A 13122-nucleotide genomic window follows, 5' to 3' on the forward strand; every position below is an offset into this window, starting at 1 on the left:
GAATATCAGCAATAAGGGTAACAAAAAAAGAGATAACTCACTAGTTAGTACCGTTGACGGCTAGTTTGGGGACGGGGACGCAGCCGTGATAAAAGCCCGGTGCCATATTGAACTTCTCAACGTTCACCAGGTAATATTCCGAATTCATATATCCCTGAATGGTCAACTTTTTTACCATGCTCACAAACGCCTGACCCGCTGGGTCTGTCAGTGCGCTCAATTTGGCAAGGAGATCCATGCGTTGAGCGGCATCACCTTCCGAAAATGGCTTACTGTACGTTTGCTGAGACGTTTCCTCCAGGAGCGCAATTCCTTTCTGAAGCGTCGCTTGGGCCGGTTCACCGTAGCAGTCTTTAACCATACGCATAACGAACAGATGTACGTTGAGCGATTTAGCACCGGGAGTAGTAGTTGTCGGGATAAAGGTTTCTACAATATCGCCTAGAAGCGCTTCTTCGCTAATCGACAAGGTTGAAACAGTTCCTAGCGAATCGGGGGTCCAGCCGGAGGCCCAGGCAGGTAAGCTGGCCAGGCTACCAAGGGTCATTGCTAAGTTCTTTAACGCAGAACGTCTTTGCATAAGAGGTGCGTTGTAGGTTGGTTTTAAGAGTTAAACGCTCCTTAGTTCGTGAACTATAACAGGAGATAGTTTAATAAATTATTGGTTAAAGATAATACATTAAGGCTTAACAAAAAACTATTATTTCTATCGTGCTACTAGCCATAGTGGAAGCTTCACGTACTTACCTGCATATCAGGCCTATTGACGAGAATCGTTACTTTTCTGGAAAGTCTCAAAAATAGAAACGAGACAGTTCGAGAACCGATCCTGAGCAACTAGGTAGCCTTCCACTAAGCTATGTCTCTATGCTAGAAACTTCTACTGGCTCCACATAAGGCAGCAACCGGTCGGATCTGGTGAACGAACAAATGCAGGTTAACTTATTTGTTTCTTTATCGTAGCAAGCCTCGACAAAGAAACCCTCCAGACTATAAAGTTCGCGCATCCGACACAAGTCTTCGCGTTTGGCCAGTGGGACACCCCATAATGCCAATGCCCCTTGCCGAATCAGCATCGGCTGGCGATCATAATTCTCTCGAGTAATTTTCATGGTAGGAAATGTTTATTCTTTTTTTCTGCTATCGCGTAAACATTACAACGATAGTAGCTGGATAAAAATGTCCGTACGTGTGACGGTTACCAACCAGACATTTTAGGTAACGGTAGACAATACTAACTACTAAGCTGTGCATCGAGTCCTAAAATAATCGATCAATGCACCATACGTACACAATTTTTACACCCTAGTAAGTATATAGATACTGATTCAACTATGAATGGACCCTTTCTGTCTAGCTGAAGCGACTGACTTGATGCTAAAGCAGCAAAGAGAGTACACGCATCAAACACAGGTCGCGGCCAGCAACAGGCAGGAAGTCTATTATCCTCGAACAATTGCCTGCAAAAGAAGGTCTATAGCTGCATCAGTACACTCACAACAACCGTTTGGCGTAGTTGCAACCTTAGGGCGCACATACGTTCTTCAGCCCCATGGTTTGGCTCTATAACTTCCCCTCCTGGCTATTAGCCCTAACACTTGTCCTCGTTTTTATTGCCCTTTCCTGGCTTAGCCTCCTGCTGGTTCGGCGCCCTCTTCAGCGTAGTTCTACCGCTGCGCTTATCGATAACGGCACCGTCGGATGGTTTTTCTCGGGAGTGAGTCTTCTGTATGGCCTGCTATTGGGCCTGCTGACGGTCGCCACTTGGCAGAATTACACACAGGCTTCTGGCTTGGCCTCCCGTGAAGCGGCTCAACTGTCGGTACTCTACCGTAACTTAAGTGGCTATGCACCCGTCCAACGGAAACCTTTACACGCTCAACTCCGACGCTACACGCAGCATATTGTGCAGCGTTCCTGGCCCAACCAGCGCCTGGGCATCATTGATGATGAGGAATCTACGGAGTTTATGCGGCTTCAGACGTTATTGCTAGGCTATGGACCTGACACAACGGCTCATGAACTTATTCATCAGCAAGCCCTGCAAGCCTTTAACAATTTGGCCGAGCTACGTCGTTTGCGAGCCGAAGCCATTGGTGGCGGAGTGCCGGCCGTTATTTGGTGGGTAGTTCTATTAGGCGCACTGCTGACACTGGTCTTCGCGGGGTTATTTGTAGTACCCTCCTTTTGGTTTCATGGTCTATTAAATAGTTTGTTAGCTATTATGCTGGGCCTGTTGATTTTTCTGATTGTGAGTTTGGATCATCCGTATTGGGGAGAGGTAAGCGTAAGCACGAATGCCTATGAGCTGGTGCTAAAAAAGGTGATGATTGACTTTTGACAAGTCCGTTCGCTGTTCCCTATCCGAAACGAGTAATCTCAAGCTAGCGATGATGAACGTGACGTTCATAGCTACAGCTACAACCAAATCAATAACAGAACAGCAACGCAGTACATCCACTACACTAATCGACAACTACTTAAACACTACAGCTTTTGTAGAGTTTAAACCCTGAGTATGCATTTAGTGCTAACTATTTATCAATTAATTCTATCGCCTAAATCTTTACAACAACGTATGAATTACTTCTCAAAAAGAGTCATCGCCCTATTAGGTGTGACTTTATGTCCTGCGTATTTGGTGCTATCGGCGCCTGCAAGCCTGCCCCGACCAGCGCCTTCCCTGATAGACAACCCCGCTTCATCCAAGATTGACAGTAAAGCAAACAAGCCCTCCTTTCGATCCTCCCCGATTACAAACAACGATCCTATCCGTTTCTCGATTCAGGTTCGTCAAGCAACAATCAACTTAGAAGATGAAGTAGAGTTAGTTATTACAGCCGAACTACTTGATATTACACCAGCATCCATGTTTTTCACCGAGTCGGCCAGCAGCTTTCGCATCAAACTCGTCATGCCCGAAGGTTTCCGTCAGACGGGGGGCAGTTATGTTGATTACGTTGGTGCCACACTTAGTCCCACTACGCGACCTTCGGTCTCCTATACCGTACGTGGCCGCTTCGCTTCGCTGTCTAACACGACGGCTTTTCGTTTATTACGGGGTAACGCAATTGCTAACGATCAAAGCCAGTTTGTTGAAAAGGCCGTCCTCGCCGTCAATCCCATCGGTTCCCGATCGGTTTTGCCTACAAGCAGACAAGCAGAGGCCATGTACGTAGTCACGGGCGAGACGTCACAACAGCCTGCTACCCAAACGACAGCGGTAGTTACGCAACCCGTTTCGGCGACGGGAGCTAATCCGCTTATCAATTTAAGTATTGGTCAGGTCAAAACCGGCAAAGCGGGCTCCGATGCCTCAGCAACAATTACGGGTAGCGCGCCTGATTTCAAGCTCAATCTGGTGATTCCTAAGGGAGAGAAAGGTGATTCTAATGCAGGGGCGAGAGCTACCGCGGCTGCGGCTCCCAACATCGTCGTTGATGGGTTTACCAATCAGGCGATTCAAACGGCGATCAATGCGGCTCCCGCAACGGGAGCCCGCATTATACTTCCCCCTGGCGAGTATACCTTCACCAGCAATATTTCCATTGACAATAAGAGTAATATTGTCCTGGATGGACAGGGGGCGGCTGTTCTTAAAACAAGTGCTATCAATGCCGCCACCATGATCTGGACCTTTCACACCTGCAACAACATCCGCTTAACCGGGCTACACCTGGTCTCACAGGTGGCAGGCAACTATGGTTACGGGATGGTCGCTACCAATGAGCAGTCAAAGCTGGACGGTTATGAGATTGACCACTGTAGCTTTACCGCACCCCTGGCCGACTTCAACGCTATTAGCATGAGTCAATACTCGGAGGGATCTAATCAGGGTGAGACTTCCCGCAACATCCGTATTCACCATAACAAGTTTTTCAACATAGGTCGGATGGGCATCGAAATCCTGTCGCACGGGTTTGATGGTGTATACCGGTTGGATGGAATCGATATTCATGACAATGAGTTTCGTAATCTAGGCATCAACAGTACGTATGGGATGAGTGTATCGCTATCGGGTCTGATGCAAAATGCTCGCATCAGCAACAACCAGACGGTAGACGCCAAGGAGATTGGGTACGAAGTGGTCAATGCCCGCTACGTAAATATAGTTAATAATGTCGCCCTGGGCGTTAACAACACCTTCGCAGGCATTGGCATCTCGGATAATAACCGGAATCTGACCCAGTACATCACTGTCTCGGGTAACACGTGCACCACCAAAGGAGCGCCCCTTCAGGCTTTTGGTACTCAATGGTTGACAGTGACGGGCAACACCTTTTATAATCCGACGACAGCCAATTCTGCCATCACCATGTGCCGTTTTTCCAGCTGTAAGTACGGCAGTTTTACCGGAAATACGGTTGTGGTTGCGGCTAACAGTGCGCTCACCCTTGATAACACAGGCTACTATGCTGTATCAGGCAATAATTTGTCAAACGCGTTGAATACCAATGGGTACGAGCTGATTTATCTTTACAACACGCAGGCTACCCGCAACGTGATTGGCACAAACGTGTACATCAAAGCAGCGGGTACGGAAAATAACGGTATACCGAATGTGAAGCAAGCGGCTGGGGCAGCTAACAACACCTATTGATCAACCTATAGATACGTCTAAGGGGTTCGGTACTTTCTACCGAACTGCTACTAATAACAAAGCCTGAATCAGCGACGATTCAGGCTTTGTTGGCTGACAGATGTGTTTAGCGGAGCAGAAATTTAGCTTGTTTGCTTACATCCACTAGAAGCGTGCCCGGCGCGTTGCCCATTAGCAAACTTACGCGATTGAGGCCGCTGATCTCCCTAATGATCAGACCGCACAATAACGGTCGATTAACTCCATCGATATTGTTTAAATCCTGCCTTATGGACTAATCTATTTTTAAGTGCTGACCAATAGGCGCTTAGGATCATATGAGTTAACCACTGATCCGTTTGTATGTCTGCAATGTGCCTACAGCCGAATAATTCGTTAAAACAATCTACTTCGACAAAGGATCACTTATATACTTACCTGGATGATTGTTAGGCTCATAAACGCAATTACAGCAAGCGCATTATAACAAACCACTACTCAACCGATGAACATAGGAATTATTGCCCATCTCAAGCACCCTATCCGCAAGCCGTATATGGGGGGCCTAGAGGCATTCACGCATGACGTTTGTCTTCGTCTGAAAAACAGAGGGCATCAGATTACCTTATATGCCAGCGAACTCTCGGACCCCGCCCTCAATGTGCGGGTTATCATGAGTGATACCGATTACGACCGGGAAACCTTTAGTCGCTTCCGGTCGCATGAACTAAGTGAAGAATTTATTTCTACCCATCACGCTTACTTGGAGCTGATGCAGGATATTGACGGGCAGGGGCATGATATAATCTTCAACAACAGCCTGAATTATGTGCCCATCACCATGGCTTCTCTGATTCAAACGCCCATGCTTACTGTCCTGCACACGCCCCCTATTTTTGAGTTGAAGCGGGCGATTCGCCATGAAAAAAAGCGGGGCCAGATCCGGTATGTCAGCGTTTCCAGACCTAATGCCGAGGCATGGCGACCATTTGTTGGCGACTGTGAAGTAGTCTCCAATGGCGTTGACACCACGCGCTGGACCTTTGTTGACCAGCCCACGGGAGGCTACGTGTTATGGTTTGGCCGTATTCATCCCGATAAAGGCACTCACCTGGCGATTCAGGCGGCTAAAGAAGCAGGTAGAAAAATTAAGATTGCTGGCAGCATTGCGGATCGGAGCTACTTCGATATCTACGTACAACCCCTACTGGACGATTCCGTTGAACTGGTGGGTAATTGCAGCCACGAGCAGCTGAACCACTATATTGGCAACGCCGATGTAAGCGTTATTACTCCTTGCTGGGATGAACCCTTCGGCCTGGTCGTAGCCGAAAGCCTGGCCTGCGGCACGCCGGTAGCAGGTATCGCCCGAGGGGCATTGCCATCGATTTTGTGCGAAAAGTCGGGTTGTTTGACAAGCAGTTCGTCTCCTTCCGAGCTGGCCCGCTGCATCAATCAGGCGGCTTTATTAAACCGAGCCGACTGCCGGCAGCGAGCCGAAAGCGAGTTGGATGTAGAACGGATGGTCGACGCCTACGAACAGCTTTTTGCTCAACTTATTTCTACGCCCTCGTTGGTCTATGCCAATTAATATTGCATTTTATGTTCACCATCACGGATCAGGCCATCTGATGCGGTGTCTGGCAATTAGTACGTTGTTGACTGATTGCCAGATTACCTTCTTAGGCAGTCGATTAGAGGCCTACTCATCCCTGATTCCGGACTCCATCAACTGCATTGAACTGCCGATGGATACCCCTTCTTCAGCAGACAGGCACTACGCCGAAGGCAATCCGGTCGAGGGGCTACATTATGCTCCACTGAACGTTGAGGGCCAGCGGCAACGAACGGCTTTACTAACCGAATTTTTTAATCGGGTATCGCCACTGCTGTTCGTGGTTGACGTTTCGGTCGAAGTAGCCCTGCTGGCCAGGTTGAGTGGCGTGCCAACGATTGTCATCAAGCAGCATGGCAATCGGCAGGATCTACCCCATCAACTGGCTTATCAGAGTGCTGAAGTAGTGCTTGCCCCCTTTTCACCGATGATGAAGCAGGAGGAAACGCCCTGGCTGGCCAATAAACTGGTTTATACCGGAGGCTTTTCCCGATACCCACTCCAGGTCAATAGCCGCTCGGGTGAACAAGCAAATCGGGCAGCGGTTTTAGTGGGGGCAGGCGGAACTAGCCTTGACGCAACATTTCTGATACATATTGCCCAGCAAGCCCCCGACTGGATCTTTGAAGTTGTGGGTAAGCTAGCCGGTTCAACGACGGACCGTGTACCGACCAACGTTATATGGCATGGTCAGCTTGATGATCCTCGTTTGATCCTGGAGCGGTGCGTACTGGTAATTGGCAATGCGGGCCACAACACCGTTATGGAGATGGCCGCTCTCAACAAGCGCTTCATCGTTATTCCCGAGCAACGTCCTTTCGATGAGCAGTTGATCAAAGCGACGATACTGGATCAGTTAGCGCTAGCCTGTGTTGTTCATCCCCATGAACTTTACCAGACCAATTGGCCCGCTGTACTGACCGCTACAGCAGCTCGTGAGCCACATTGGCAAGGAATTGTCGACAAGGAAGCCACGGCGCGGGCCGCTCAGCTGATCCGCCAGACGTACGGATCAATCTATAATTCTGGTGACTACTCCTTGAGTGCCGATAGCAATTCGGCGGTTGAAGGTTCGCGTAGTAACTGAATATGATCCTCCGTCCAGTGAATAAACCCCCGCTGCTGGAATTTCGTCAGCCATCCTTCCATGGGCCACACATGCCATTTCTTTTTAAAAAAGGTAGCGTTGGCTATGATATCCCGAAGGTGGTTTAGGGGTGGATCGTAACTCGTATGGTACTGGTGGTACGCCAAAGCAGGTATCATTGCTAACGGAACGGCAGCCTGGCGTGCACTGAAAGCAAAGTCGGTATCTTCGGCCCCGTAGCCGCCGTAGCCCTCGTCAAAGCGGCCTATCTGATCAAAGGTTTGTTTGCTACAGCCAAAGTTCAAGGACCAGAACAAATGATACGGTAAGCATTCGGAGCTGGTACGAATCGGATCGGCTTTACTTAATTCGTCCAACCGGTGCCAGAAATCGGCTTCTTCGACCGCGTTTTGGTGCAGATACCGAACTTGTCCTGACCAGAGCTTGCTATCCTGTTCAAAGGCATTGGCATAATGTCCGAGCATGCTGCGGTGAGGAATGCAATCGACGTCCAAAAAAACCAGATCATCGTAGGATGCAGCCTCTACGGCTCTGTTCCTGGCTTGAGCCAAAGGCAGATGATTGCTGTGGTGAATGGGTTGCTCGACAAGCGGAAACGATGTTTTAGGTACTGTATAAGGCTTTTCATTCATGTAGATGAGTACCAGCTCAGCGGGCATGAGATGACTTTGATTGAGTCCGTCGATTAGATTAACTAACGCCTTCTCCCGATTATGGACAATGGTTAATACCGATATTTTCTTCATTAAACAGGTTTATTCGATTAGGCCAGCCGACATCTCTTTACAGGCTCACCGATGAACGGCTTTAGAAAAGGCTTATGATCAACCAATTTCTTTTAGACTGATTAATCAGTGAGTCTAGCTTTCAACTAAAAGAGAAGATCGAACCATTATGTTATGAAGAATTATGGCTTTGATCGGTAAAGTATTATGGCAAAAAAGCAGCTCAAACTACTAGGCAGTCAGAGACGTAATTCATGTAGTTGTCTACAGCAGCGGATTGTAAAACCATTGGAAACACTTCATTTCAAGTTAAGTCGGGAGTTTGCGCAACTGACGTATTTAAGCCATTATGGCTTTTCCGGCCTAGTGATTAGAGGTTCTGGACCCGAGGTGCTCAGCAAGAACAATAGGATAAACAGCCGAAATCAACTCATCTACGATAGCAACGGACTACTAATCACTCGCGTCGCTAATTATCAGCAAAATCCACAACAACAAAGTCGGTTATCTACAGATACGAAGCGTATAAATAGTGAAGCATCATTATAACGAAGCCTCCAGAATGACGTTTTGGCGGCTTTTGTCATTTTTAGAACACAAAAAATCCTGACTTCAACATGAGTCAGGATTTCTGCTTCTATCCACACCATATTTAGGCTGATTTAACCGCCCAAATAATCAGATAAGAGTTTACAGCTTATCCGATTAGCAAATGTATGTTGATACATATATAGTTGGTACATGAAGGGATGTAAATATTTTACAGCTAGTACTGCTTTTGGTCTAAGAGTAGGTAATACGTCCTCCGTAGTAACTGATAGTACAGGATAAACAGGGACTTACTTTCTGTTTACACGGGCACCGCACGAAAACACACAGATTACTCAACAAACAACTACTATCACTTACCAAACCTACACTGATAATCACAAAAAAAGCCCATTCAAGGGCTTTATGTGCGATGTAATAGTAAGTGGGTCTTTAAGTATGCTTACTTTCCGATACAGAATTTACTAAAAATAGAATCAAGTAAGTCATCGGTTGTTATTTCTCCCGTTAATTCTCCCAAGTGCTGCAAAGCGACTCGTAAATCCATAGCCAGCCAATCGGGGGTGACGCTTGCATCAAGTCCATTGATCGCCCGAGCGAGTGCATTATCCGTCCCGATAAGGTGTTCATAATGGCGCGCGTTCGTTACAACCGCGCTACCTGTCTGCACAGCGGCATCTGTCCGGACCCGCGCTGATAAGGCCGCCTTTAATTCTTCCAGATGCGTGTGCGTAGCCGCTGAGATCCAGATAATGGGTTCGGCAGCAATGGTTTCGAGATCCTGTTTTTTTTCGTCGGTCAGTACGTCCATTTTATTGCCAACCAACAGGTAGGGCTTGCCCGACGTTCGAACTTCTGCGATAGCCGTTTGTAGCTCTGCTGGCTCGATATTTTTGCCATCGAAAAGATAAACGACCATAGCCGCATCGCGCATTTTCTGTTGCGTTCGTTCAATGCCGATGGCTTCAATCTGATCCGTAGCCTGCCGCAGACCAGCCGTATCGATCAACCGAAAACGGATGCCATCAATAAATAATTCGTCCTCAATAACATCGCGCGTTGTACCAGGAATATCCGACACAATGGCTTTCTCTTCGTTTAACAAAGCATTGAGCAACGTTGATTTTCCCGCGTTAGGCTTACCCACGATGACCGTAGGAACACCATTTTTAATTGCATTTCCCGTCGAAAACGAATCAAGCAACGGATGAAGTACCCGCCGAATAGCAAGCATCAGTTGCCGGAGTTGATCGCGGTGAGCAAATTCAACGTCTTCCTCGCCAAAATCAAGTTCCAGCTCGACCAAGGCAACAAAGTCGATCAATTGCTGACGCAACGCTTTGAGTTGTTTGGAAAACCCACCGCGCAGCTGGCTTAGTGCGGCTCGATGGCTGGCGTCGGAATCGGATGCAATCAGGTCGGCTACGGCTTCGGCCTGAACCAGATCAAACTGACCATTGAGGAAAGCCCGCTGCGTAAACTCACCCGGACGAGCCAGTCTAACCCCTTCCCCACTCAGCCGACGCAGAATCTGCTGAATAATGAACTCGGAACCGTGGCACGAAATCTCAACAACATCTTCCTTGGTGAAGGACTTTGGCGCACGAAAAACCGTAACGAGTACTTCATCGATAATGCTGCCATCCGTATTTCGCAAAGTGCCGAAATGAGCCGTATGAGACGCCTGTTGGGTAAGATTTTTTCCGTTAAACAAGCGGTCGGTTATATCGACCGCCCCTTCGCCCGAAACGCGAATGATGGCAATGGCACCAATGCCCGGCGCAGTAGCCAAAGCAGCAATAGGTTCTAGCTGAAACAAGTGTATTGTGTATAAGTTAGAGTCTGACGTTCATGCTCTGTGAGTACATCGGCCTGATATCCTCACAAAGACGTAAACTAAAGACCAGGTAGTTGACCCGAAAAAACAGGCAATCGACTCGTTATGCCTACCAGCCGTTTTTCAAGAGCGGCCTTTGGAATAGCAAGCCAGTCGGCATGTTGATCGCCGAGAAAGAAACGCATTTGCCCCGCAGCGAGGTTCCTTATCGTTTCGGGTCGTTTTTCCGCTGATTGGCTCGCCGTGTCGCTTACCTGCTGAACAATGGCGTTGAGTAACGAACGAGTCAGTCCTTCGCCCGCTTCTGACGGCTTAAAATGACGCTGAGCGATGGAACGGCCCAGCAGATAAGCTTCCCGAAGATTTTGCGGCAACAACTCTTCGCTGACCCCATTTAGGTATCCAACAACGTTGATGTGATGCCGGTAGCTTTCTTCCTCCTGTTCCGTGGACAGTACGCCCATTTTACGCAGGCCCAGCAGCACAATGTACGAAAAAGCCAGATTGGTACCGGCCATATCTTCCTGGTTTACCGGAGTTCCCCAGTTCATATTCCACCGTCCTGAGTGCGTTGAAAACCAGCGCGCTCCGGCATGAATCAGTCGTACTTTAAGCGTTCGATTTACGGCTTTTTCACTTACCCATTCCTTAGGGTCGTTGATACCAAACACCCACTCACCGGTTTCCTGCAACCGCCGAACCGTATCGTTTTTAATCCGTTCCGTTAACCATAGAACTTGAGCGCCATCGGCGCCTAAGTAGCAGTAGGGCAATGAGAAACAACCCAGAATCAGCCCGATCTGACCCGCATTTTTTTTAAAGAACCGCATGCCTTCGGCCATCTGTTTGGCATCCGCCCAGGCTGGCAATCGATTGTACGTAGCAAAAAAAGTGCGTACCGCTTCCGGCTGTCCATCCGTCGTAAAGTTGTGGTTGTCTGCCAGCCATGTCATTAGCTGACGAAGTGCGTCACGGCCATTCTCCTCGACAACGGTTGCTATTACCGCATCGGCGGCTGGGTCGCCCTGCTGCCGACAGCTTTGTAACAGTTCGTTCGAAAATAGTCGCGAGGGTTTAATTAAGGTTGGCATCGGATGGCTACTGGTTTCAACTCAGTAACGTCGTGCGTAAGAAATTGGTTTGGAGCGAATCTTGTCAGAAGGACACTCATTAATCAGCACTATACCCTGATCCGCAAGCCGTCGTAACCGAGCCGGATATGCATCGGTAACTCGTTCTCAACCTCCCGATGTAAGCCAAGTCGATGGCTGATGTGCGTAAAATAGGTCTGGTCGGCGCCGATACGATTTGCCAGGTCAACAGCCTGGTCAAGCGTAAAATGCGAAATGTGTGGTTGCCGCTGGAGTGCATCAAGCACCAAAACTTTGGTACCATACACTTTACGTAGCTCCCCTTCCTCAATGTAGTTGAGGTCGGTCAGATACGTAAAGTCGCCGATGCGAAACCCGAAAACGGCTAATTTATGATGCAGTACTTCGATAGGTATGACCGTCACTCCTTCTACCTCGAACGGTTCATTTTGAATTTCGTGAACTCGAATCTGTGGAATGCCGGGGTACTTGTGTTCGGAAAATATGTACGAAAACTCCCGTTCCAGCTGATTGAGAACCGTCGAACGGGCGTAGATGGGCATGTCCCGGCCCGACCGGAAATTAAAAGCGCGAACCTCGTCCAGACCAGCGGTATGGTCTTTGTGTTCGTGCGTAAACAAAACAGCGTCGAGTTGTTTGAGATCAAGACGCAGCATCTGCTGACGGAAATCCGGCCCTGTATCGACAACGAAACTCCGCCCGTCTACCGCAATATGAATAGACGAGCGGAGCCGTTTATCGCGAAAATCTACGGATCGGCACACATCGCACTCGCATCCAATCAACGGCACTCCCGACGATGTTCCTGTTCCCAGCAGTGTTATAATCATACGTAGTGAATGAGTGCCCAAGGCACGTTAGATGACCGGGCTGGCGATTCTGCAAACTAGCAAACAGTCGATCACTGAAACACCAGCTTCATTAATCACCAATCCGCACATTCACTAATTATTTATCTGTCAATTGGTTCACAACTTCGACCAACCGATCAAAATTGAGTGGCTTAACCAGAACGTCGTTAAAGCCCGCCGTTTTGAATTCTTCTTCGGTGTAATTTTTAGCGTTACCCGTGATGGCAACGATTGGAACGGCGGCTTTCTCTTTTTCGGGTAAGGCCCGAACGCGCCGAACGCACTCCATACCATCCATGATAGGCATGTTGATATCTAACAGCAGGATACTAAAATCTTCTTTCTCAAGAATCTGCAATACCTGTTCGCCGTTTTTTACAGCCGTAATATCGTAATTCTGGAACTCAAGAATTTTACGAGCCAGATTCTGGATAACAGAGCTATCTTCGGCAATCAGGACGCGTTTGGAAGCTGACATAGGGCTTGGGGAATCGTGTTATGTTTTAGCGAGGTGAAATTAGCATTTTATCCGCAAACGCAAAAAAGGGCGTTAAGGGTCCGAAATCATAATTTCATTGGTTTATAAGTAGGTAAGCTTTTTCCTGCGTTGATCCAAACCAATTTTTATAAAAAAAATACACTTGAGTAGTACATCAATCCAATTTTATTCGTAAGTTTATTTCTCCTATCCACTAACTACTATAGAGTTACTGTTCTTTACTCTGCGCTGACGGCTCCGTACCGTC

11 protein-coding genes are annotated in these 13122 nt (G+C 48.1%); 4 read left to right on the plus strand and 7 right to left on the minus strand.

Annotated features, from left to right (window positions below):
- Nucleotides 1–40: 40 nt before the first annotated feature.
- Both LQ777_RS16895 and LQ777_RS16900 read right to left on the minus strand, forming a co-directional pair.
- Nucleotides 41–580, minus strand: coding sequence for a gluconate 2-dehydrogenase subunit 3 family protein (locus LQ777_RS16895; protein WP_232559108.1), 540 nt, complete (start codon nt 578–580; stop codon nt 41–43).
- Nucleotides 581–857: 277 nt separating this feature from the next.
- Nucleotides 858–1112, minus strand: a complete 255-nt coding sequence (locus tag LQ777_RS16900) for a hypothetical protein (protein WP_232559109.1) — start codon at nt 1110–1112, stop codon at nt 858–860.
- A gap of 440 nt (nt 1113–1552) precedes the next feature.
- On the opposite strand from LQ777_RS16900, the gene LQ777_RS16905 reads away from it, so the two are divergent.
- The 4 genes from LQ777_RS16905 (at nt 1553) to LQ777_RS16920 (ending at nt 7281) form a co-directional block, all read left to right on the plus strand.
- Entirely contained in the window at nt 1553–2341 is a 789-nt protein-coding gene (locus LQ777_RS16905) for a bestrophin-like domain (protein WP_232559110.1), read from the plus strand.
- Nucleotides 2342–2578: 237 nt separating this feature from the next.
- Complete coding sequence (locus LQ777_RS16910) at nt 2579–4600, plus strand: glycoside hydrolase family 55 protein (RefSeq protein ID WP_232559111.1); 2022 nt, start codon at nt 2579–2581, stop codon at nt 4598–4600.
- A 484-nt stretch (nt 4601–5084) separates the two neighbouring features.
- Entirely contained in the window at nt 5085–6170 is a 1086-nt protein-coding gene (locus LQ777_RS16915) for a glycosyltransferase (protein WP_232559112.1), read from the plus strand.
- Complete coding sequence (locus LQ777_RS16920; RefSeq protein WP_232559113.1) at nt 6160–7281, plus strand: glycosyltransferase; 1122 nt, start codon at nt 6160–6162, stop codon at nt 7279–7281. The genes LQ777_RS16915 and LQ777_RS16920 overlap by 11 nt, the downstream gene beginning before the upstream one ends.
- Here the strand turns inward: LQ777_RS16920 and LQ777_RS16925 are convergent.
- The 5 genes from LQ777_RS16925 to LQ777_RS16945 all read right to left on the minus strand — a co-directional run bounded on the left by LQ777_RS16925 (nt 7227) and on the right by LQ777_RS16945 (nt 12854).
- On the minus strand, nt 7227–8048 hold the full coding sequence (locus LQ777_RS16925) for a glycosyltransferase family 2 protein (RefSeq protein WP_232559114.1): 822 nt from the start codon (nt 8046–8048) through the stop codon (nt 7227–7229). The genes LQ777_RS16920 and LQ777_RS16925 overlap by 55 nt on opposite strands.
- Nucleotides 8049–9018: 970 nt before the next feature.
- Nucleotides 9019–10395 carry a tRNA uridine-5-carboxymethylaminomethyl(34) synthesis GTPase MnmE gene (gene mnmE, locus LQ777_RS16930; protein ID WP_232559115.1) on the minus strand — a complete coding sequence of 459 codons (1377 nt, stop codon included), beginning with the start codon at nt 10393–10395 and terminating at the stop codon, nt 9019–9021.
- A 77-nt stretch (nt 10396–10472) separates the two neighbouring features.
- A complete protein-coding gene (locus LQ777_RS16935) occupies nt 10473–11504 on the minus strand; it encodes an oxygenase MpaB family protein (RefSeq protein WP_232559116.1) in 1032 nt (343 codons plus the stop codon).
- A gap of 89 nt (nt 11505–11593) precedes the next feature.
- On the minus strand, nt 11594–12355 hold the full coding sequence (locus LQ777_RS16940; protein WP_232559117.1) for an MBL fold metallo-hydrolase: 762 nt from the start codon (nt 12353–12355) through the stop codon (nt 11594–11596).
- Between the two features lie 118 nt (nt 12356–12473).
- Nucleotides 12474–12854 (minus strand): response regulator, encoded by a 381-nt coding sequence (locus LQ777_RS16945; protein WP_232559118.1) that lies wholly within the window; start codon nt 12852–12854, stop codon nt 12474–12476.
- Between the last annotated feature and the right edge of the window lie 268 nt (nt 12855–13122).

Origin of the sequence: Spirosoma oryzicola (assembly GCF_021233055.1) — a bacterium.
In the GTDB taxonomy this organism is placed as follows: Bacteria; Bacteroidota; Bacteroidia; order Cytophagales; family Spirosomataceae; genus Spirosoma; species Spirosoma oryzicola.

Bases quoted from the DNA above. Each gene is read 5' to 3' on its own strand.
- LQ777_RS16895 (WP_232559108.1), bottom strand. From the start codon at position 580: ATGCAAAGACGTTCTGCGTTAAAGAACTTAGCAATGACCCTTGGTAGC.
- LQ777_RS16900 (WP_232559109.1), bottom strand. From the start codon at position 1,112: ATGAAAATTACTCGAGAGAATTATGATCGCCAGCCGATGCTGATTCGG.
- LQ777_RS16905 (WP_232559110.1), top strand. From the start codon at position 1,553: ATGGTTTGGCTCTATAACTTCCCCTCCTGGCTATTAGCCCTAACACTT.
- LQ777_RS16910 (WP_232559111.1), top strand. From the start codon at position 2,579: ATGAATTACTTCTCAAAAAGAGTCATCGCCCTATTAGGTGTGACTTTA.
- LQ777_RS16915 (WP_232559112.1), top strand. From the start codon at position 5,085: ATGAACATAGGAATTATTGCCCATCTCAAGCACCCTATCCGCAAGCCG.
- LQ777_RS16920 (WP_232559113.1), top strand. From the start codon at position 6,160: ATGCCAATTAATATTGCATTTTATGTTCACCATCACGGATCAGGCCAT.
- LQ777_RS16925 (WP_232559114.1), bottom strand. From the start codon at position 8,048: ATGAAGAAAATATCGGTATTAACCATTGTCCATAATCGGGAGAAGGCG.
- LQ777_RS16935 (WP_232559116.1), bottom strand. From the start codon at position 11,504: ATGCCAACCTTAATTAAACCCTCGCGACTATTTTCGAACGAACTGTTA.
- LQ777_RS16940 (WP_232559117.1), bottom strand. From the start codon at position 12,355: ATGATTATAACACTGCTGGGAACAGGAACATCGTCGGGAGTGCCGTTG.
- LQ777_RS16945 (WP_232559118.1), bottom strand. From the start codon at position 12,854: ATGTCAGCTTCCAAACGCGTCCTGATTGCCGAAGATAGCTCTGTTATC.